Below are 18,503 nucleotides of genomic sequence, written 5' to 3'. Positions count from 1 at the left end.
GACACGACATGTCCTATTACATCAGCGCGACGCTCGGCCCGGGTTTCGACGAAGCGGTGCGCCGCACGACGGAGGCACTCAAGGAAGAGGGCTTCGGCGTCCTCACCGAGATCGACGTTGCCGATACGCTGAAGAAGAAGATCGGCGTCGATTTCCGCCGCTACCGGATCCTGGGCGCCTGCAATCCCAAGCTTGCCCACGAGGCGCTGCAGATCGAAGGCCACATCGGCACCATGCTGCCGTGCAATGTCGTGGTCCAGGAAACGCCGGACGGGAAGGTCGAGGTCGCGGCGATCGATCCCGTGGCGTCGATGATGGCGGTCGAGAATCCCCGCCTCAAGCAGGCAGCCGAGCAGGTCCGCGATAAGCTGAAGAGAGTGGTGTCGCGCCTCTGAAGCGCCTCGTGGCCGACGAGTAGCTACTTCCGATCCACGGCGACCGGCGTCTAGAATGACCGCCGAAGGGATCGCGAATGGCGAAGCGCGTGACGAAGCGTGTCTGGGTAAAGGTCCTGACGGCTGACGAAAAGGCCGTCATGGGCGCGCGCTGCCAGCAGCTTATCGCCGACAAGCTGAAGCCGCTTTATCTCCCCGAGGTCCGACCGACCGAATTCAACTACCCGGTCGACATGCTCGGCCGGTGGCGGGGCAGCAAGTACAGCTTCATCGTGCGATTCCGGTCGGGCTGGCCGGACAATCTCGGCGAGGAGTTCGATGCCGGGTATGCCCGACTCGACCACGTCGAAGAGTCCATCCAGGACCTGCTGTTCGACGTGATGTGGCAGCGCCATACCGGGCAATGGTGGCGCCAACATGCTGCCCTGACACTCGACGAGGCCCTGGCGGAAGTCGAGCGGATGATCCCGCCTGTATGAAAGCGCCCCGCAAACCCCGTTTCGACGTCGCTGCCTTGCGCGCTCAGGCCGGCGCCAAGGTGTTCGCGCGGGGCGAAGACTATCATCGCGACGGGCAGGTCGACCTCCTGTCGGTCGAGCGGGACCGGGTGCTTGCCCGGGTCCTCGGCTCGGAGGACTATCGCACCGTGCTGAGGGGGCGGGGAAAGAAGATCAGTGGCGAATGCTCGTGCCCGGCCTTCCGCGATTGGGGCTTATGCAAGCATATGGTGGCGACCGGCCTCGCGGCAAACGATGTCGCTGATGACGGCCGGGAGGAAGGGCCATCGGTCCTCGACCGTATCCGGGCCCATCTGAAGCAGAAGGGCGTCGACGCCTTGGTCGAGATGGTCGTCGAACTCGCCGAGCGCGACACGGCCTTGTTCCGCAAGCTCGATATTGCTGCCACAACGTCGTCCGCCGGCGACGTCAAGCGTCTCGAAAGGCAGCTGCGTCGGGCAATCGACGGGGCTACACGCACAGAAGGCTTCGTCGACTATGACGAAGCTGATGACTGGGCCGACAATGTCGGCGCCGCTCTCGGTGCCATCGCCCAGCTTGTCGAGGGGCCGCATGTCGCCCTGGCCATGAAGCTTGCCCTGCACGCCATCGACCGCATCGAAGCCGCGATCGACGAGATCGACGAATCCGGTGGACATGGCAGCGGCCTGCTCGAACAGGCCGGCGACATCCATCTCGCCGCTTGCCTGGCGGCGAAGCCAGACCCGGTCGCCCTCGCGCGCGATCTCTTCCCGCGCCAACTCCATGGCCAGTACGATACTTTCTATCGGGCCGTGGTGCGGTACGACGAGGCGTTGGGCGAAGCGGGGCTCGCCGAATATCGACGCCTTGCCCTCGAAGCCTGGGAAAAACTGCCGCCGCCCGCGCGAAAGCCCGAGAAGAACGAAAAGGATCCTTCCGTCCTCGTCGACATCCTCGACTTCTTCGCCGAGCGCGACGGTGACGTCGGGACGAGAATCGCGCTGCGGTCCCGGAGCCTGTCGACGTCGTCCGACTATCTGACATTGGCGAAGTTCTGCCTCGCCGAGAGCCGCAAGGAGGAGGCGTTGCGGCACGCGGAGGAGGGACTGTGGATGTTCGAGGACGGGCGACCGGATGAAGGGCTGGTGCTGTTCGTCGGCGACCTCCTCGCAAGGGCCGGCCGGAAGGAAGACGCCGTCACGCGTTTGTGGAACGCCTTCGAAAAGGCTCCAAGCCTGGATCTCTATCGGCAGATCCGAAAGCTGGGCGGAAAGACTGCCCGCGACCGTGCCTTGACGTATCTTGAGGCGAAGGCAGCGGCCAGCCGGCCCATGACCGGGGATATGTCGGTCAGCACCTTCATTCTAGTCCTCATGGAAGAGAAGATGTACGACGCCGCGTGGACGGCCTTGCGCAGTCACCCTGGGATGGGACCGTATCTCACGGGGCCGCTGGCCGAGGCGAGCGAGGAGACTCATCCCCAGGAGGCGCTCGCGGCCCATGCCCGGAATGTCGAATTCCACATCAAGAACGGCGGCAGCACGGGGGATAAAGAGGCTTGCCGGCTGATCGCCCGCATGGCGCGATTGCGCGAGCCGGCTGCCCAGGCTCAATATGTCGCGTCGCTCAAGGAGCGTCACCGGCTCAAGCGCAACTTCATTAAACTTCTGGGATGAAGCGATGCGGAGGTCCGAGATAGAGGAGCAGAATCGGCTCCTCCTGAGTCAGCAGCGCCAGTTCCGCATGGCCGCGAACGTGGTGACGGATGCCCTCATGGCCTTCCCGGAAGTTCGCGCCGTGGCGGTCATCGGCTCCGTTGCCCAGAAGCTGTGGAAGGAGGTGCCGCGCTTTTCGGCGTTCCGCCGCGCGCGCATCGAGGTTTGGCACGAGTGCGCGGACCTCGATCTGGCTGTGTGGCTCGACTCCCAGGAAAGCCTCGGAGCGATGCGCCGGTTGCTGGCAATGGCATTGAACGATGCGTTCAAGGCGGGCATGGAGACGAGCGTAACCGCTCATCAGGTCGACGTGTTCCTGTTCGAGCCGGACAGCGATCGCTACCTCGGGCGGCTTTGCCACTACAACCAATGCCCGAAAGGCAAGCTCGACTGTCACGTTCCCGGCTGCGGGACGATCCCGTTCAACAAAGTCGTCGACGGCTTCAGGCCCTACGCCGATATCGTCGAGTCGGTCGCGGACACGATGCTCTACGAGCGCGGCAGGGGACGGATACGCTCGGCCCTCGACCTGCCGTCAGTCGATGACTGACTTCACCGCGCCAGCGCGTCCCGCGTCCAGCGCTCGATGGCGCCCGCGTCCATGGCGCCGGACTGGCGGGCGATCGGTTTGCCGTGATGGAACAGGATCATCGTCGGAATCCCCTGGATTCCGAACCGCTGCGCGAGTTCCTGCTCCTCGTCGGTGTTGATCTTGGCCAGCCGCACGGCCGGTTCCAATCGGGCCGCCGCGCGCTCGAACTGCGGCGCCATGGCCTTGCAGGGCCCGCACCAGGGTGCCCAGAAGTCGACCAGCACCGGCAGGTCGCTCTTGGCGGCATGGGCTTCGAAGCTGCTGGCATCGAGGGCGACGGGATGGCCGTCGAACAGCGGTGAGCCGCACTGGCCGCACTTGCCCTTGTTGCCAGCGGCCAGTCTCTCCCGCGGAAAGCGGTTCAGGGTGCTGCAGCGGGGACAGGCGAGGATCAGGGCATCGGTCATGGCATACCTCGGAGCATTTCATCCACGATGTGGCCGCACGGGTTGCGCGGCCTTGATGCGGATCAACGCCGTGCCGCGCTACGACCGGCCCACGGCGGGCGGCACGGTCTGGAACGGGCCGGCGAGGCGGCTGCGGTAGACGGTGACGGCTTCCATGATGCGCTGGACGTAGTTGCGCGTCTCGCGGAAAGGCATCATCTCGATCCAGTCGACCATGTCGATCTTCGCGGTGCGCGGGTCGCCGCCCGCCTCGATCCATCGTGCGACGCGATTGGGTCCGGCATTGTAGGCCGCCAACGCCAGCTCGTAGGAGCCGCCAAAACGCTGCAGCATCTCGGCGAGATACTGGCTGCCGAGCTGGACGTTGTAGGCGGGATCGCGGGTCAGCTTGCTCTCGATGAAGGGTACTTTCAACCGCCCCGCCACGTCGCGCGCCGTCGTCGGCAGGAGCTGCATCAGGCCGAGTGCATTGGAGGTCGAGACCGCGCCGGCGTTGAACGAGCTCTCCTGCTTGGCGAGCGCCAGCGCCAGGGCGCGCTCGATCGAGCCGGTGGCGCCGAGATCGACGATGGGGAAGGCCGCGTCGAACAGCACCACGCCATTCTCCGCCCCGCGGCGCGCCACCGTGAGGCCGACATCGGGACGCTTCAGGTCGAGGGAGAGTTGCGCCAGCAGCGCCACCTCTCCCGGCGACGTGACCGAGCGCGCGAGGCGCAACAGGAACGGGCGGGCCCGGTCATATTCCTCGACCTGGCCGAGATACCGCGCCATCGCCGCGAGTTCGCGGCCGGCCAGCGCCTGCTTGTCGGCGGCGGTGGGCACCGGATCGACCGGGAACTTCGGGCTCACGCCCTGAAGCTTCCTGGCCGCGAGCTGGCCATAGAAGGTCTGGCCGTAGCCGGCGGCGCGCGCATACCAGTCACTGGCGTCCTTGGTCTGCTTGGCGGCCTCGTAGGTGCGGGCCAACCAATAGGCGCCGCGGCTCTTCGAGATGTCGGTCGAGACGCCGTCGTACAGTGTTGAGAAATGCTTCAGCGCGGCGGCCGGCTTTTTCAACTGGCGCAGCGCGATCCACCCGGCGAGGAACTCCCCCTCGGCAAAGGAAACGCCCTTGGTGAGTCCGTGCCCGGTCGCGACGGCGTAGGCGTCGGCCGGACGATCGGCATCCAGCAGCGCCCGCACCACCAGATTGCGCTCGTTCCACCAGGCATCGTTCTGGTTGGGAATCGGGCCGGCCAGCGCCGCCTTCGCCTCGTCGAGCGTGCCGGTCCGGCGGATCCACTGCATGCGCTCGAAGCGCAGCGTGGGATCGTTGAGCCGCGCCGGCGGAAGGGCGCGCAGGAGCGTGGCCGCGTCGGCCGCGCGGGTCGCCATGGCGAGGCGGGCATTGGCGACGGGCTGGTAGTCGGGCGGCAGCTTCGGCACGAGATCGCGCGCCACCTGATGGCGGCCTTCGCGCAGGATGCGGTCGAAGCGGGCGACCTGGTCGGGGCCGGTCAGGAGCTGGGCGTAGCGATTGAGGAAGTCGTTCTCGTCGGAATTGCGCAGCGTGGCGTTCTGCCAGGTGTCGCGGGCGAAGCGGGCGACGTCGTTGGGCGCCGCCGAGCTGGCGGCCTCGAGCCGGCGCATGTGGCCGGTGCTGGTGAGGGGGGGAAAGGCCGTGAAGTAGCGGACGGCTTCGGCGGCCGGCGTCTCGGGGCCGATACGGTCCTCGGCCTGGCGGCGCAGCACCTCGGGCTCGGGCCAGTCGGGCTGCTCGCGCAGGAAGCGCCAGGTCGCGGCGAAGCTCGCCTCGGTCCTGGGCGCGGCCCGCAGGATGCTCCAGGCGACGTAGCGGTCGAGCAGCGTGTTGCGGAAGTTGGCGACGGCCGCTCGAGCGTCCGCCCAGCGACTGTCGTCGATCGCCTTGAGGGCGGCCGTGAAGGCCGCAATCTCGGCGGCAGTGAGCGGACTGGCGGCCACGGCCTGCGGGGACGGAGACGACGCCGGTGACGGTGTACTTCCCTGCATGGACGAGGCGGAGGGCGGCGTCGAAGAGGGGGGAGGGCTCGGCTTCTCGACGTCGCCGGGCAGGCGCCGCACGCCGGCGGTCGGCGCGGCCGACTGGGCCAGGGCAGGGGCCGCCGCCAGCAGGGCGGCCAGCAAGATGAGGGGGGATTTTCTGTGTTTCACGCCAGGAATCGTAGGCAGGGACTTGCGGCATCACAATGGCAAGTTGCTCGCCTTGCAGGGGCAAACCCCGGAGCCTAGAGTGGGTCCTTAAGGGAAAATCGGAGGAAAGCCATGTTCACCGGATCGCTCGTTGCGCTGATTACGCCGTTCAAGAACGGATCGGTGGACGAGAAGGGATTCGAGAAGTTCGTGGCCTGGCAGATCAAGGAAGGCACCGACGGGCTGGTCCCGTGCGGCACCACCGGCGAATCGCCCACTCTCTCGATGGAAGAGCACAAGCGGGTCATCGACATCTGCATCAGCGCGGCCAAGGGCTCGGGTGTGCCGGTGATCGCCGGTACCGGCTCCAATTCGACCGCCGAGGCGATCGAACTGACGCAGCACGCCAAGAAGGCCGGCGCCGACGCCGCCATGCTGGTCGTGCCCTACTACAACAAGCCGACCCAGGAAGGCCTGTTCCAGCATTTCAAGGCGGTGGCCGAAGCCGTCGACATCCCCATCCTGCTCTACAACGTGCCGCCGCGCACCGGCGGCGACATGCAGGTCGAGACGGTGATCCGGCTGTCCCAGGTCAGGAACATCGTCGGCATCAAGGATGCGAGCTACGACATGGCGCGCCCGACCCTGACCCGCCTCAAGGCGAAGAAGGGCTTCGTCCAGCTCTCGGGCGAGGATGCCAGCGCGCTCGGCTTCCTGGCGCAGGGCGGCGACGGCTGCATCTCGGTGACCGCCAACGTGGCGCCCCGCCTGTGCGGCGACATGCACGATGCGTGGAAGAAGCGCGACCTCGACAAGGCGTTCGAGCTGCAGGACCGGTTGATGCCCCTGCACAAGGCGATGTTCTGCGAGACCAGCCCCGGCCCGGTGAAGTACGCCGCCGAGCTGATCGGCCAGTGCAGCGCCGAGATGCGCCTGCCGATGGTGCCGATCGCCGAGAGCAGCAGGAAGGCCGTGCACGAGGCGATGGTCCACGCCGGCCTGATCAACTAGAAACCGGGTTCTTCCAACTCACGAGTGTCCTGTGGCCAATAAACCGGAACTGGACCGCACCGTTGTGGCCCAGAACCGCAAGGCGCGGCACAATTACTTCATCGAGGAGACCTTCGAGGCCGGGCTTGCGCTGACCGGCACCGAGGTCAAGTCGCTGCGCGGCGGGCGCAGCACGATCGCCGAATCCTACGTGACGGAAGAGGGCGGCGAGGCCTGGCTGGTCAATGCCAACATCCCGATCTACGCGTCGGGAAATCGCAACAACCACGAGCCGCGCCGGGCGCGCAAGCTGCTGCTGCATCGCGGCCAGATCAACAAGCTGATCGGCGCCATCCAGCGCGAGGGCCGCACGGTCGTGCCGCTGCAGGTCTATTTCAATCCGCGCGGTCGCGCCAAGATCGAGATCGCGCTGGCCACCGGCAAGCAGGCCCACGACAAGCGCCAGTCGATCAAGGATCGCGACTGGCAGCGCCAGCGCTCTCGCATGATGTCTTCCCGTCGTTGAGGCACCGCCGCATGTCTCGAAGGAGTACCCGATGAGCACCGTCCTGATCACCGGCGCCGCGCGCGGCCTCGGCCTCGAATTCGTGAAGCAGTACGCCGCCCGGGGCTGGAAGGTTCACGCCTGCGCCCGCTCGCCCGAGTCGTTGAAGGAGGTGACGGGCAACATCCATCTCCACAAGCTCGAAGTCACCGACTACGGGGCCGTCAAGGCGCTGGCGTCGGAGCTGAAGGGCGAGGCGATCGACGTGCTGGTCTGCAACGCCGGTGTCTCGGGCAGCGAGGCGGGAGACCTCGGCCGCATCGATCCCAAGGTCTGGCGCAACACGTTCGAAGTGAATGCGCTCGCGCCGCTGATGATGGCCGAGGCCTTCGTCGAGCAGGTGGCGGCCTCGAAGGATCGCAAGCTGATCGCGATCTCCAGCCGCCTGGGCAGCATCACGCACAATGACGGCGCACGTTACGCCTATCGCGCCAGCAAGACGGCGCTCAATATGGAATGGCAGAGCCTGTCGAAGGACACGGCCGCCAAGGGCCTGATCTGCGTCGTGCTGCATCCCGGTTGGGTGCAGACCGACATGGGCGGCAAGGCGGCGACGCTCACCATCGCGCAGAGCGTGCCTTCGATGGTGAAGGTGATCGACGGGCTGAAGCCCGCCGACAATGGCCGCTTTCTGAACTACGACGGCACCGAGCTGCCCTGGTAGCCATGCTGCTCAGCGAGGAACAGACGCTCATCCGCGACACCGCCCGCGCCTTCGCGCAGGAGCAGGTGTTGCCGCATGTACGGGCCTGGGAAGCCGCCGGCGAGATTCCCCGATCGCTGCTGACCGAGATGGGACGTCTCGGCTTCATGGGCATGACGGTTCCTCCCGAATGGGGCGGCGCCGGCGCCGACATGGTGTCCTACGTTCTGGCGCTGGAGGAGATCGCGGCGGCCGACGGCGGCCTGTCGACGGTGATGAGCGTCAACAATTCGCCCGACTGCGCCGCGCTGCTGGCCTATGGGTCGGACGAGCAGAAGGAGAAGTGGCTGAAGCCGCTCGCCCGCGGCGAGATCCTGGGCGCTTTCTGCCTCACCGAGCCGCACGCCGGCTCCGACGCCTCCAACCTCAAGACGCGGGCCGAACGGCGCGGCAACGGCTGGGTGCTGAACGGCGTGAAGCAGTTCATCACCTCGGGCCGCAGCGCCGACATGGCGCTGGTCTTCGCGGTCACGGATCCTTCGTCGCCCAAACGCGGAATCTCCTGCTTCATCGTGCCGACCGACACGCCGGGTTACCGGGTCGCCTCGGTCGAGAAGAAGCTCGGCCAGAAATCGTCCGATACCTGCCAGATCGCCTTCGAGGACTGCACCGTCGGCGCCGACGCCATGCTCGGAGCCGAGGGCGAGGGCTACCGCGTGGCGCTGGCCAACCTGTCGGTCGGGCGAATCGGCATTGCCGCCCAGTCGGTGGGCATGGCGCGGGCCGCCTTCGAGGCGGCGCGCAGCTACGCCCAGGAGCGGGAGGCGTTCGGCACCAAGATCGCGAACCATCAGGCGGTGCTGTTCCGCCTCGCCGACATGGCGACCAAGGTGACGGTCGCCCGGCAGATGGTGCTGCATGCGGCAACCTTGCGCGACGCTGGTCGCCCATGCCTCACCGAGGCCGCAATGGCGAAGCTATATGCCTCCGAAATGGCCGAGGAAGTCTGCTCGGCCGCAATTCAGATCCATGGCGGTTACGGGTACGTTTCCGACTATCTGGTGGAGAAGATCTGGCGGGACGTCCGCGTCTGCCAGATCTACGAGGGCACCAGCGACGTGCAGCGTATCCTGATCGGCCGTGGGCTGGCAGCCTTGTAGGCCCGCCTTTCGCTTGTTCCCGGTTCCGCCGCGTGCGAACATCATGCAGTGTGAAGGCCGCAAAAGCGGTCCGGGGAGCTTGGGGGAGCCGGGCGACGGATGGTCGGTCGTGCGCCGTGACTTTATGAAGCTGATTGCACTCGCCGCAGCGCTGCTGTCGGTGGCCGGAACGGCTGCTGCCCAGGATACCAGGGCGGCACCCAAGAACGTGGCGGCGCCGTCCGCCACTCGGGTCATCCAGATGCAGACGGCCTTCAGTCCGGTCCTGCCGGGGTCTGGCGAAGGCGTGCGCGTCTTCACCCGGTCCGTGAAGCACATGTCGGCCGGTGCCGTCGCCATCAAGATCCTGGAGCCGGGCCGCGTGGCGCCGACAGCCGAAATGCTGGACGCCATCATCGCCGGCGACCTCGAGGCCGCGTTCACCTGGTCTGGCTATGCCGCCAGCAAGACGCCGGTTTTCAACATCTTCGCCACGGTACCCTTCGGGCTGGGGCCGGAGGAGATGGCCTCGTGGATGCTGGAGGGTGACGGTTCCCGCATCCATCGCGACGCTTACGACAAACTGGGCGTGACCGGCATCCCCTGTGGCATCCAGGGTCCCAAGGGGGGCGGCTGGTTCCGCGGCGAGGTCAACTCGGTGGCGGACTTCAAGGGGTTGCGGCTGCGCTACGGCAAGCTGGCGGCGGAGGTGATCTCCCGCCTTGGCGCTGTCGTCGTGCCGCTGCCGCCGGGCGAGTTCTTCTACAAGCTGCAGCAGGGCAACCTGGATGGCGGCGAGATGTCGACGCCGGCCATGGATGCGGCCCTGGGCTTCGATAAACTCGGGCTTCCCTACTATCTGCCGGGCTGGCAGCAGCCATCGGCCGTGCTCGACTTCCTGATGCGCAAGGACAAGTGGGCGGCCCTGCCGGCCTCGCTGCGGGCGCAGATCCAGACCGCCTGCCAGGCGAATATCGCCTGGATGCTCAGCCGCTCGCCCAATGTCCAGGGCATGGCGCTGGAGAAGCTGAAGGCGTCGGGCGTCGAGATCCGCGAATGGTCGTCCGACGTTCTGGCCGCCTTTCGCAAGAACAGCGAGATCGTGGTCAAGGATCTGGCCGAGCGGGATGCCGACTTCGCGGCTGCGCTGGCCAATCAGAAAGCCTTCATCGCGCAGGGAGCGCATTGGCGCGCCCTTTCCCGCCTGCCGTAACCGGCGGCTTGCACGCGGTCCCCGGTCCGGGCAGTTTCGCCCTGACATGACCGTACTTTCCTCCCAGATCGACACCCGCTCCGACACCTTCAAGCGCAACGCCGAAGCCATGCGGGCGCAGGTCGAGGATTTGCGCCGCCGCACCGACACGGTCCGCCTGGGCGGCGGAGAGGACTCGCGCAAGCGCCACGTCTCCCGAGGCAAACTGCTGCCGCGCGAGCGGGTGCGGGCGCTGCTCGATCCGGGTTCGCCCTTCCTCGAACTGTCGCCGCTGGCCGCGCTCGACATGTACGACAACGAGGCGCCGGGCTCCGGCGTGATCACCGGCATCGGCCGCGTCAGCGGCGTCGAATGCGTGATCGTCTGCAACGACGCCACCGTTAAGGGCGGCACCTATTATCCGATGACGGTGAAGAAGCATCTCCGTGCCCAGGAAGTGGCGATGGAGAACCGGCTTCCCTGCGTCTACCTCGTGGATTCCGGCGGCGCCAACCTGCCGCAATGGCCCGAGGTGTTCCCCGACAAGCACCATTTCGGCCGCATCTTCTACAACCAGGCCAACATGTCGGCGCAGGGCATCCCGCAGGTCGCGGTGGTGATGGGCTCGTGCACGGCGGGCGGCGCCTACGTGCCGGCGATGAGCGACGAGACGGTGATCGTCCGCAAGCAAGGAACGATCTTCCTCGCCGGCCCGCCGCTGGTGAAGGCCGCGATCGGCGAGGTGGTGAGCGCCGAGGATCTGGGCGGCGCCGACGTCCATGCCCGCACCTCGGGCGTCGCCGACCACTATGCGCAGAACGACAGCCATGCGCTGGGCATCGCGCGGCGCATCGTGGCCAACCTCAACTGGAAGAAATCTCCGTCGGCGTCGCTGCTGCCGCCGCGCGATCCGAACTACGCCGCCGAGGAACTGTACGGCGTGGTGCCGATGGACACCCGCACGCCCTACGACATCCGCGAGATCATCGCGCGTCTGGTCGACGGGAGCGAGCTCGACGAGTTCAAGCACCTCTACGGCACGACCATCGTCACCGGCTTCGCGCGCATCTGGGGTTACCCGATCGGCATCGTCGCCAACAACGGCATCCTGTTCAACGAATCGGCGCTGAAGGCGGCGCACTTCATCGAACTGTGTGGCCAGCGCGGCATCCCGCTGCTGTTCCTGCAGAACATCACCGGCTTCATGGTCGGCCGGAAATACGAAGCGGGCGGCATCGCGCGCGACGGCGCCAAGATGGTGACCGCGGTCTCGACCGTGAACGTGCCGAAGTTCACCGTGATCGTCGGCGGCAGCTACGGCGCCGGCAATTACGGCATGTGCGGCCGCGCCTACAGCCCGCGCTTCCTGTGGATGTGGCCGTCGGCGCGAATCTCGGTGATGGGCGGCGAGCAGGCGGCCAGTGTGCTGGCCACCGTGCGGCGCGACAATATCGAGGCCAAGGGCGGCACCTGGCCCAAGGACGAGGAGGAGAAGTTCAAGCAGCCGATCCGCGAGGCCTATGAACGCGAAGGCCATCCCTATTATGCGACGGCGCGGCTGTGGGACGACGGCATCCTCGACCCGGTCGATACGCGCATGACCCTGGGCCTTGCGCTTTCCGCCTCGATGAACCAGCCGATCGGTCCGACCAAGTTCGGCGTCTTCCGGATGTGATCCGGACATGACCGACACGATCCTGACGAAGGTCGAGGGCGGCGTGGCCACGCTCACGCTCAACCGGCCCAAGGCGATGAATTCCTTCGACGGCGACACGGCGCGCGCCATCATCGATGCCGTGGAAGCCTTCGCCGCCGACGAGGCCGTGCGCACCCTCGTGGTGGCGAGCGGAGGGCCGGTCTTCTGCGCCGGCGGCGACTTCAACTGGGTGCTGAGCTGGCCCGAGCTCGACGCTATCACCCGCAAGGTCGGCGCCGATTCCCTGATGGCCGCGATCCAGGCGGTCTACGACTTCCCCAAGCCTTCGATCGCGCGCGTGCAGGGCGCGGCGGTGGGTGGCGGCGTCGGGCTGATGCTGGCCTGCGACTTCGCAGTCACCGTCTCCTCGGCGCGCTTCGGCCTCACCTCGGCCCGCAACGGGCTGCTCGCGGGCATCGCCATCCCGGTGCTGATCCAGGCGGTCGGGCCGCGCATGGCGCGGCAGCTGCTGATGCACGGCGGCATGTTCGATTCGGCGACGGCGCTGCGCATCGGCCTGGTTGACCAGGTGGTCGAGGAAGATGCGCTCGACGCCACGGTCACGGCCCTCGCCGAGGAACTGCGCCGCGGCGCGCCCTCCGTCCAGACATTGATCAAGAAGCTGGTCACCGAGATCGACTCCATGCCGCACGATCTCGCGGTCGCCGACCTGATCGGCGAACACGTCGCCGTCCAGTGCACGACCGAAGACGCGATCGAGGGCATGAGCGCCTTCCTGAACAAGCGCAAACCGAAGTGGGCCGTCTGATGTTCTCCAAGATCCTGATCGCCAATCGCGGCGAGATTGCCTGCCGGGTCATCAAGACGGCGAAGCGGCTCGGCATCAAGACGGTGGCGGTCTATTCCGACGCCGACCGCAACGCGCGCCACGTCGCGATGGCCGACGAGGCCGTCCATATCGGCCCCTCGGCGGCGCGCGAGAGCTATCTCGTGGCGGCCCGGATCATCGACGCGGCCAAGCGGACGGGCGCGCAGGCGGTGCATCCGGGGTACGGGTTCCTGTCGGAGAATGCCGGCTTCGCGGACGCCTGCGCCGCGGCGGGCATCGTGTTCATCGGACCCCCGGCGGCCTCGATCCGGGCCATGGGCTCGAAGAGCGAAGCCAAGAAGATCATGGAGAAGGCCAGGGTGCCGCTGGTGCCGGGCTATCACGGCGACGACCAGTCGCCGGAGCTGTTGGCCAGTGAGGCCGCGAAGATCGGCTTCCCGGTGCTGATCAAGGCCTCGGCCGGCGGCGGCGGCAAGGGCATGCGCGTGGTCGAGAGCGCCGAGAAATTCGCCGACGCGCTGGCCGGGGCCAAGCGCGAGGCCAAGGCCTCCTTCGCCGACGACCATGTGCTGGTCGAGAAGTACCTGACGCGGCCGCGTCACATCGAGATCCAGGTCTTCGCCGACGGGCAGGGCGACTGCCTCTACCTGTTCGAGCGCGACTGCTCGATCCAGCGTCGCCACCAGAAGGTGATCGAGGAGGCGCCGGCGCCGAACATGGACCCGGCGCGGCGCAAGCAGATGGGCGAGGCGGCCGTCGCGGCGGCGCGGGCCATTGGCTACCAGGGCGCCGGCACGGTCGAGTTCATCGCCGACCAGGACGGCACCTTCTTCTTCATGGAGATGAACACCCGCCTGCAGGTCGAGCATCCGGTGACCGAGGCCATTACCGGCCAGGATCTGGTCGAATGGCAGCTCGTGGTCGCGGCGGGCGGAAAGATGCCGCTGACGCAGGACGAACTGCGCATCGACGGGCATGCCGTCGAGGTTCGCCTCTATGCCGAGGATCCGGCGCGGAACTTCCTGCCCTCGACGGGTACGCTGATGCACCTGAAGCTGCCGGAAGAGGGCGCGCATGTCCGCGTCGATACCGGCGTGCGCCAGGGCGATACGGTGACGCCGTTCTACGATCCCATGATCGCCAAGGTGATCGTGCATGACCGCGATCGCACGTCGGCCCTGCGGCGCATGGCGGCCCTGATGGGCGAGACCGAGGTGGTGGGCGTCACGACCAACTCGGTGCTGCTCAAGGCACTCTGCTCGCATCCTGCCTTCGTGGGCGGCGAGGTCGATACCGGCTTCATCGAGCGCCATCGGGCGACCCTGTTTGCCAAGCCGGCGCCGGCCGGTGACCGTGCCTTCGCCGTGGCCACCCTGGCCCGCCTGCTCGAATGGCAGGACGCGGCCCAGCCGGCGGCGGGCGATCCGTGGTCGCCGTGGAACCAGCAGAACGGCTTCCGCCTGCTCGACGAAGGCCACGAGGAAGTGCGCTGGAAGGACGGCGAGCGCGAGGTCGCCGTGGTCGCGCGGCGCCTGCGCAGCGGCGGCGTGCGGCTGGAACTGCCCGAGGGCGCGCGCGAGGCGCGGGTGGAGCGGCGCGAGGACGGAACCCTTTCGATCGGATTGGGCGAGGACTCGTTCCTGGCCACGGTCGTGCGGCGCACCGCCCTCGACGGCGGCATCGACTACACGCTGTTCATGGACGGGGGCAGTAGCCGTCTGCGGCTGGTCGATCCGCTCGACGTCACGCAGTACGAGGCGACGGCCTCGGCCGATGCCATGGTCCGTGCGCCACTGCCCGGCAAGATCATCGACCTCAGGGTCAAGGCCGGCGACACGGTGAGCAAGGGCCAGGCGCTGCTGGTCCTCGAAGCCATGAAGATGGAGCATACGCTGGCCGCGCCGGCCGACGGCACGGTGAAGAGCCTGCGTTACGCCGTGGGCGAGCAGGTGCCGGAGGGCGCCGAACTGGTCGAGTTCGAATGAGCGTCCTGCTCGGCGCCTGGCGCCTCGAGAGCTGGTCGTACCTTTACGAGGATGGCCGGTCGCCCGAGTTCCCGATGGGCGCCGACGCCCGGGGCTACATCCTCTACACGCCGCAGGGCCATGTCAGCGCCACCATCATGCGCGCCAATGGCAGCGAGTGCTTTGCCTATGCCGGCCGCTACGAAATTGCGGACGGCGCGGTCTTCCACAATATCGAAGTCTCGACCAACCAGGCGCTGGTCGGTCTTCGCTCGACCCGGCACATCAAGCTCGACGGCGACCGCCTTACGTTGTCCGGTCCGGATTTTGCCGCCGGCACCGCTCGCACCCAGCAGATCGTCTGGCGGCGGATTTAGACGACAAGGCAGACCCAACAATAAGCCCGTCGTCTCGACCGGAGCGCGCAGCGCGTAGCGGAGAGACCTCTTTTCCACCAATAGACATCCAACGGACGAAAATAGGTCTCTCCACTACGCCGAGCTGCGCTCGGCTCCGGTCGAGACGACGGGCTGTTGTTTAGCGTCGCGCGGCGCCCAGCACGGCGTTCAGCAGGATCGCCCCGAAGGTCGCCGTTCCAATGCCGCCCAGGGCGAACTCGCCGAACTTCAGGGTGAAGTCGCCGGTGCCCAGCACGAGGGTGATGCCGGCCACCATGAGGTTGCGGCTCTGGGTGAAGTCGACCTTGTTGTCGACCCAGATCTTGGCGCCGGCCACGGCGATCAGACCGAACACGACGATGCTGACACCGCCCATCACCGGCAGCGGGATGGTGTGGATCAGCGCGCCGAACTTGGGCGAGAAGCCCAACAGGATGGCGAACAGGCCGGCGACGACGAACAGGGCGGTCGAGTAGATGCGCGTCGCGGCCATCACGCCGATATTCTCGGCATAGGTGGTGACGCCAGTGCCGCCGACGCCGCCCGCCACCATGGTCGCGACGCCGTCGCCCAGGAAGGCGCGGCCGACGTAAGGGTCCATATTGCGGCCCGTCATGGCGCTGACGGCGCGCAGATGGCCGAGATTCTCGGCGACCAGGATCAGGGCGACGGGCGCGATCAACACGATCGCCCTCGTGTCGAAGATGGGCGCGGTAAAGGCGGGCATCCCGAACCAGGCGGCTTGCTCGAGCAGCGCGCTGCTCACCGGCTTGCCCCAGCCGAGCCCGTTGGTCAGGAGCGCATAGAGAAGGGTGGCGACGACGAGGCCGACCAGCACCAGCAGGCGCCGCGTCATGCCACGTGTGAAGACCGCGACCAGCGCGATGCTCACGAAGGTCACGGCCTGCATCCAGGCGTCAAAGGAGGTCGTCGCCATGTTCTTGATGGGCACGGCCGCGAGGTTGAGGCCGATCACCGCGACCACGGCGCCGGTCACCACCGGCGGCATCAGCCGCTCGATCCAGCCGGTTCCGCTCGCCATCACGACCAGGCCGATCAGCGCATAGAGGGCGCCGCAGATCACGATGCCGCCCAGCGCCAGCGCGATGTTGGCGTTGGCGCCCTGACCGGCGTAGCCGGTGGCCGCCACGACCACGGAGATGAAGGCGAAGGACGACCCGACATAGCTCGGGACCCTGCCGCCCACGGCCACGAAGAAGATCAGCGTGCCGACACCGCTCATCAGGATGGCGACGTTGGGATCGAAGCCCATCAGCAGGGGCCCCAGCACGGTGGCGCCGAACATCGCCACCACATGCTGGATGCCCAGCGCCACGGTTTGCGGCCACGGCAACCGCTCGTCCGGCGCGACGACCATGCCGTCGGCCGGCTGTTTCACCGTCCAGTCGAGCATTCTCCCCCTCTTGTCTTCTTAGGTCGCGACGACCTTTCTATAGAGGTGCCACGTCGCGTGGCCCAGTACCGGCAGCACGATGGCGAGCCCGATCAGGAGGGGAAGCGCTCCCACGAAGAGGCTCGCCGCCACGATAAAGCCCCACATCGCCATGGGGCCCGGATTCATCCGCACGGCGCGGACCGAAGTCGCGATGGCGGTGCCGACGCCGACAGTGCGGTCGAGAAGCATCGGCAGCGACACGACGCCGATCACCAGGACGACCAGCGCGAACAGGAAGCCCACGCCGATGCCGACGAGGGTCATCGTCAGGCCCTGAGGCGTGTTCAGCGCATCGCGCACGAAGGCCTGGGCCGATACGGGCGCGTCTGGCCCGAGGGTGACGGTGTAGAGCAGGTTCGCCGCAAACAGCCACAGGCAGAAGATCGCCAGCAGCAGCAGGCCCATGACGATGATCGAGCCGATATTGGGCGAGCGCGCGACGGCAAAAGCATCCGTCCAGCGTGTTTCGAGGCCGCGCTCTCGCCGACGGCTGATCTCGTAGAGGCCGAGCCCGAACATCGGCGCGATCAGCGCAAAGCCGGCGATCATCGGGAAGACCAGCGCCAGCATCCCGTAGTCGAAGGCCATGCGGGAGATCGCGAGGCCTGCGAGGGGATAGAGCAGGCAGAGCATCACGACGTCGGTACGGGCGGCGCCGAAATCACGGACTCCCCTGGCGAGCGCGTCGCCGACATCGGCGGCGGTGATGCGACGGACCGTGGGCGGCGCGGTCGCGCGGTCCTCCCAGGCCCCGTCCATCGAGTCGGCCGTCGACCCGACGGCCTGGCTGGTCTGCTTGAGATGGTCCCATCCCCATTCGAGGGGATTACGCACGTGGGGTTGCATGGCCATGACTGCCTCCTTGCGAACGAAAGTCCGAAGGTCGCGGTCCGTCGTGATCACGACAGAGCGCGATCCACCACAAGGCAAGAGTCTACGCCCGGCAGAGGGAGAAGTCTCCCCCTCTCCGTGTACGGCGACGGGCGCCGTTTGCTACTGCGAGAACTTGAGGTACTGGGCCACGAAATCGCAGCCGACGCTCTTGGAGTACGCGTCGATCAGCTTCTTCGTGATCGGGCCCGGCGCCTTGCCGTCGCCGACCGGCGCGCCGTTGAAGCTGCGGACTGGCAGGATGCAGAGGCTGGTCGAGGTCAGGAACATCTCCTCGGCATTGGCGGCATCGAACAGGTCGACGTCGCCCGGCGTGCACTCGATACCGAGCTGCTTGGCCATGTCCATGGTCATCTGGCGGCTGACCCCCGGCAGCACATAGCGCTCCGACGGCGTGAACAGGGCGCCCTCGCGCACGATGAAGATGTTGCTGCCCAGGCCCTCGGCGAGGTTGCCGTTCTCGTCGAGCAGGATCGGCCAGGCGTCGGGATTGAGCGCCTTGATGGGCTTCTCGGCCATGATCATGTTGAGATAGTTGTGGGTCTTGGCGCGCGGCGAGAGCATCGAGGGCGCGATGCGGCGCGCCGTCGTGGTCATCGCCTCGGCACCCTCCCGATAGAGCTTGCCGCGCTTGGCGAGCGGCAGCGGCAGCATCTCGATCACGACGTTGGGGCCGGTATGGTCCCAGCCCTCGTCGCCCACCGCGTCGACGCCGCGGCTGACCCGCTGGCCCAGCCACCAGTCGCCGACTTCGGCCCGCAGATGCTCGTTGCGGGCAACGACCTCCTCGCTGTGCGCGACCATCTCCTTGGGCGACAGGCCCGGGTCGATCTGCAGGTAGCGCAGCGAGCGGTAGAAGCGGTCGATATGCTCCTTCAGACGGAACGGTACGCCGTTGAAGGTGCGGGTCATGTCGAAGGCGCCGTCGCCGTACTTCCAGCTGCGGTCACGGAACGGGATCATGACTTCGTTCTCCGGCACGAACTTGCCGTTGAACCAGGCGATGCGTTGATTGCTGAGCTGCTGGGCCATTGATGTGT

At 67.1% G+C, this 18,503-nt stretch carries 18 protein-coding genes; 13 read left to right on the top strand and 5 right to left on the bottom strand.

The window, feature by feature from the left end; all coding sequences use genetic code 11:
• Positions 1 to 8: 8 nt before the first annotated feature.
• The 4 genes from Q7V45_RS07285 to Q7V45_RS07270 all read left to right on the top strand — a co-directional run bounded on the left by Q7V45_RS07285 (position 9) and on the right by Q7V45_RS07270 (position 3,139).
• Positions 9 to 395 carry a DUF302 domain-containing protein gene (locus Q7V45_RS07285; protein ID WP_304849317.1) on the top strand — a complete coding sequence of 129 codons (387 nt, stop codon included), beginning with the start codon at positions 9 to 11 and terminating at the stop codon, positions 393 to 395.
• A gap of 89 nt (positions 396 to 484) precedes the next feature.
• Complete coding sequence (locus tag Q7V45_RS07280) at positions 485 to 874, top strand: hypothetical protein (RefSeq protein ID WP_304849314.1); 390 nt, start codon at positions 485 to 487, stop codon at positions 872 to 874.
• A complete protein-coding gene (locus tag Q7V45_RS07275) occupies positions 871 to 2,550 on the top strand; it encodes an SWIM zinc finger domain-containing protein (protein WP_304849310.1) in 1,680 nt (559 codons plus the stop codon). Before Q7V45_RS07280 ends, Q7V45_RS07275 begins: the two co-directional genes overlap by 4 nt.
• 4 nt (positions 2,551 to 2,554) lie before the next feature.
• Entirely contained in the window at positions 2,555 to 3,139 is a 585-nt protein-coding gene (locus Q7V45_RS07270; protein WP_304849308.1) for a hypothetical protein, read from the top strand.
• A 2-nt stretch (positions 3,140 to 3,141) separates the two neighbouring features.
• On the opposite strand, the gene trxC is transcribed toward Q7V45_RS07270, so the two are convergent.
• Entirely contained in the window at positions 3,142 to 3,588 is a 447-nt protein-coding gene (gene trxC, locus Q7V45_RS07265; protein WP_304849305.1) for a thioredoxin TrxC, read from the bottom strand.
• 78 nt (positions 3,589 to 3,666) lie between these two features.
• Positions 3,667 to 5,760 carry a lytic transglycosylase domain-containing protein gene (locus tag Q7V45_RS07260; RefSeq protein WP_304849302.1) on the bottom strand — a complete coding sequence of 698 codons (2,094 nt, stop codon included), beginning with the start codon at positions 5,758 to 5,760 and terminating at the stop codon, positions 3,667 to 3,669.
• A 111-nt stretch (positions 5,761 to 5,871) separates the two neighbouring features.
• On the opposite strand from Q7V45_RS07260, the gene dapA reads away from it, so the two are divergent.
• The 9 genes from dapA to Q7V45_RS07215 all read left to right on the top strand — a co-directional run bounded on the left by dapA (position 5,872) and on the right by Q7V45_RS07215 (position 15,095).
• Entirely contained in the window at positions 5,872 to 6,750 is an 879-nt protein-coding gene (gene dapA / locus Q7V45_RS07255) for a 4-hydroxy-tetrahydrodipicolinate synthase (protein ID WP_304849299.1), read from the top strand.
• 31 nt (positions 6,751 to 6,781) lie between these two features.
• On the top strand, positions 6,782 to 7,255 hold the full coding sequence (gene smpB, locus Q7V45_RS07250) for an SsrA-binding protein SmpB (protein ID WP_304849296.1): 474 nt from the start codon (positions 6,782 to 6,784) through the stop codon (positions 7,253 to 7,255).
• A 31-nt stretch (positions 7,256 to 7,286) separates the two neighbouring features.
• Positions 7,287 to 7,958 carry an SDR family oxidoreductase gene (locus Q7V45_RS07245; RefSeq protein WP_304849293.1) on the top strand — a complete coding sequence of 224 codons (672 nt, stop codon included), beginning with the start codon at positions 7,287 to 7,289 and terminating at the stop codon, positions 7,956 to 7,958.
• A gap of 2 nt (positions 7,959 to 7,960) precedes the next feature.
• Complete coding sequence (locus tag Q7V45_RS07240; protein WP_304849290.1) at positions 7,961 to 9,097, top strand: acyl-CoA dehydrogenase family protein; 1,137 nt, start codon at positions 7,961 to 7,963, stop codon at positions 9,095 to 9,097.
• 109 nt (positions 9,098 to 9,206) lie between these two features.
• The gene (locus Q7V45_RS07235) at positions 9,207 to 10,289 is read left to right on the top strand and encodes a TRAP transporter substrate-binding protein (RefSeq protein ID WP_304849287.1); all 1,083 of its coding nucleotides are present in this window, start codon (positions 9,207 to 9,209) and stop codon (positions 10,287 to 10,289) included.
• 46 nt (positions 10,290 to 10,335) lie between these two features.
• Positions 10,336 to 11,943, top strand: coding sequence for a carboxyl transferase domain-containing protein (locus tag Q7V45_RS07230; RefSeq protein ID WP_370692561.1), 1,608 nt, complete (start codon positions 10,336 to 10,338; stop codon positions 11,941 to 11,943).
• A 7-nt stretch (positions 11,944 to 11,950) separates the two neighbouring features.
• The gene (locus tag Q7V45_RS07225) at positions 11,951 to 12,733 is read left to right on the top strand and encodes an enoyl-CoA hydratase/isomerase family protein (RefSeq protein ID WP_304849284.1); all 783 of its coding nucleotides are present in this window, start codon (positions 11,951 to 11,953) and stop codon (positions 12,731 to 12,733) included.
• Entirely contained in the window at positions 12,733 to 14,739 is a 2,007-nt protein-coding gene (locus tag Q7V45_RS07220) for an acetyl/propionyl/methylcrotonyl-CoA carboxylase subunit alpha (RefSeq protein ID WP_304849281.1), read from the top strand. Before Q7V45_RS07225 ends, Q7V45_RS07220 begins: the two co-directional genes overlap by 1 nt.
• On the top strand, positions 14,736 to 15,095 hold the full coding sequence (locus Q7V45_RS07215) for a lipocalin-like domain-containing protein (protein ID WP_304849278.1): 360 nt from the start codon (positions 14,736 to 14,738) through the stop codon (positions 15,093 to 15,095). Before Q7V45_RS07220 ends, Q7V45_RS07215 begins: the two co-directional genes overlap by 4 nt.
• Before the next feature lie 160 nt (positions 15,096 to 15,255).
• Here the strand turns inward: Q7V45_RS07215 and Q7V45_RS07210 are convergent, their stop codons facing one another.
• The 3 genes from Q7V45_RS07210 to Q7V45_RS07200 all read right to left on the bottom strand — a co-directional run bounded on the left by Q7V45_RS07210 (position 15,256) and on the right by Q7V45_RS07200 (position 18,495).
• Positions 15,256 to 16,530 (bottom strand): solute carrier family 23 protein, encoded by a 1,275-nt coding sequence (locus Q7V45_RS07210; protein WP_304849275.1) that lies wholly within the window; start codon positions 16,528 to 16,530, stop codon positions 15,256 to 15,258.
• Between the two features lie 18 nt (positions 16,531 to 16,548).
• Positions 16,549 to 17,424 (bottom strand): DUF2189 domain-containing protein, encoded by an 876-nt coding sequence (locus Q7V45_RS07205; protein WP_304849272.1) that lies wholly within the window; start codon positions 17,422 to 17,424, stop codon positions 16,549 to 16,551.
• Between the two features lie 141 nt (positions 17,425 to 17,565).
• Positions 17,566 to 18,495, bottom strand: a complete 930-nt coding sequence (locus tag Q7V45_RS07200; protein ID WP_304849270.1) for an aminotransferase class IV — start codon at positions 18,493 to 18,495, stop codon at positions 17,566 to 17,568.
• Positions 18,496 to 18,503 lie beyond the last annotated feature (8 nt).

The sequence above is a fragment of the Reyranella sp. genome (assembly GCF_030651995.1).
GTDB lineage: Bacteria > Pseudomonadota > Alphaproteobacteria > Reyranellales > Reyranellaceae > Reyranella.
The sequence above is the reverse complement of the archived record's forward strand: the minus strand, read 5'-3'. Positions and strand labels throughout refer to the sequence as shown.

What these genes read in the sequence shown, in the direction of transcription:
- Q7V45_RS07285 (WP_304849317.1), top strand. Translation starts at nt 9, where the DNA reads ATGTCCTATTACATCAGCGCGACGCTCGGCCCGGGTTTCGACGAAGCG.
- Q7V45_RS07275 (WP_304849310.1), top strand. Translation starts at nt 871, where the DNA reads ATGAAAGCGCCCCGCAAACCCCGTTTCGACGTCGCTGCCTTGCGCGCT.
- Q7V45_RS07270 (WP_304849308.1), top strand. Translation starts at nt 2,555, where the DNA reads ATGCGGAGGTCCGAGATAGAGGAGCAGAATCGGCTCCTCCTGAGTCAG.
- trxC (WP_304849305.1), bottom strand. Translation starts at nt 3,588, where the DNA reads ATGACCGATGCCCTGATCCTCGCCTGTCCCCGCTGCAGCACCCTGAAC.
- dapA (WP_304849299.1), top strand. Translation starts at nt 5,872, where the DNA reads ATGTTCACCGGATCGCTCGTTGCGCTGATTACGCCGTTCAAGAACGGA.
- Q7V45_RS07245 (WP_304849293.1), top strand. Translation starts at nt 7,287, where the DNA reads ATGAGCACCGTCCTGATCACCGGCGCCGCGCGCGGCCTCGGCCTCGAA.
- Q7V45_RS07240 (WP_304849290.1), top strand. Translation starts at nt 7,961, where the DNA reads ATGCTGCTCAGCGAGGAACAGACGCTCATCCGCGACACCGCCCGCGCC.
- Q7V45_RS07230 (WP_370692561.1), top strand. Translation starts at nt 10,336, where the DNA reads ATGACCGTACTTTCCTCCCAGATCGACACCCGCTCCGACACCTTCAAG.
- Q7V45_RS07225 (WP_304849284.1), top strand. Translation starts at nt 11,951, where the DNA reads ATGACCGACACGATCCTGACGAAGGTCGAGGGCGGCGTGGCCACGCTC.
- Q7V45_RS07220 (WP_304849281.1), top strand. Translation starts at nt 12,733, where the DNA reads ATGTTCTCCAAGATCCTGATCGCCAATCGCGGCGAGATTGCCTGCCGG.
- Q7V45_RS07215 (WP_304849278.1), top strand. Translation starts at nt 14,736, where the DNA reads ATGAGCGTCCTGCTCGGCGCCTGGCGCCTCGAGAGCTGGTCGTACCTT.
- Q7V45_RS07210 (WP_304849275.1), bottom strand. Translation starts at nt 16,530, where the DNA reads ATGCTCGACTGGACGGTGAAACAGCCGGCCGACGGCATGGTCGTCGCG.
- Q7V45_RS07205 (WP_304849272.1), bottom strand. Translation starts at nt 17,424, where the DNA reads ATGGCCATGCAACCCCACGTGCGTAATCCCCTCGAATGGGGATGGGAC.
- Q7V45_RS07200 (WP_304849270.1), bottom strand. Translation starts at nt 18,495, where the DNA reads ATGGCCCAGCAGCTCAGCAATCAACGCATCGCCTGGTTCAACGGCAAG.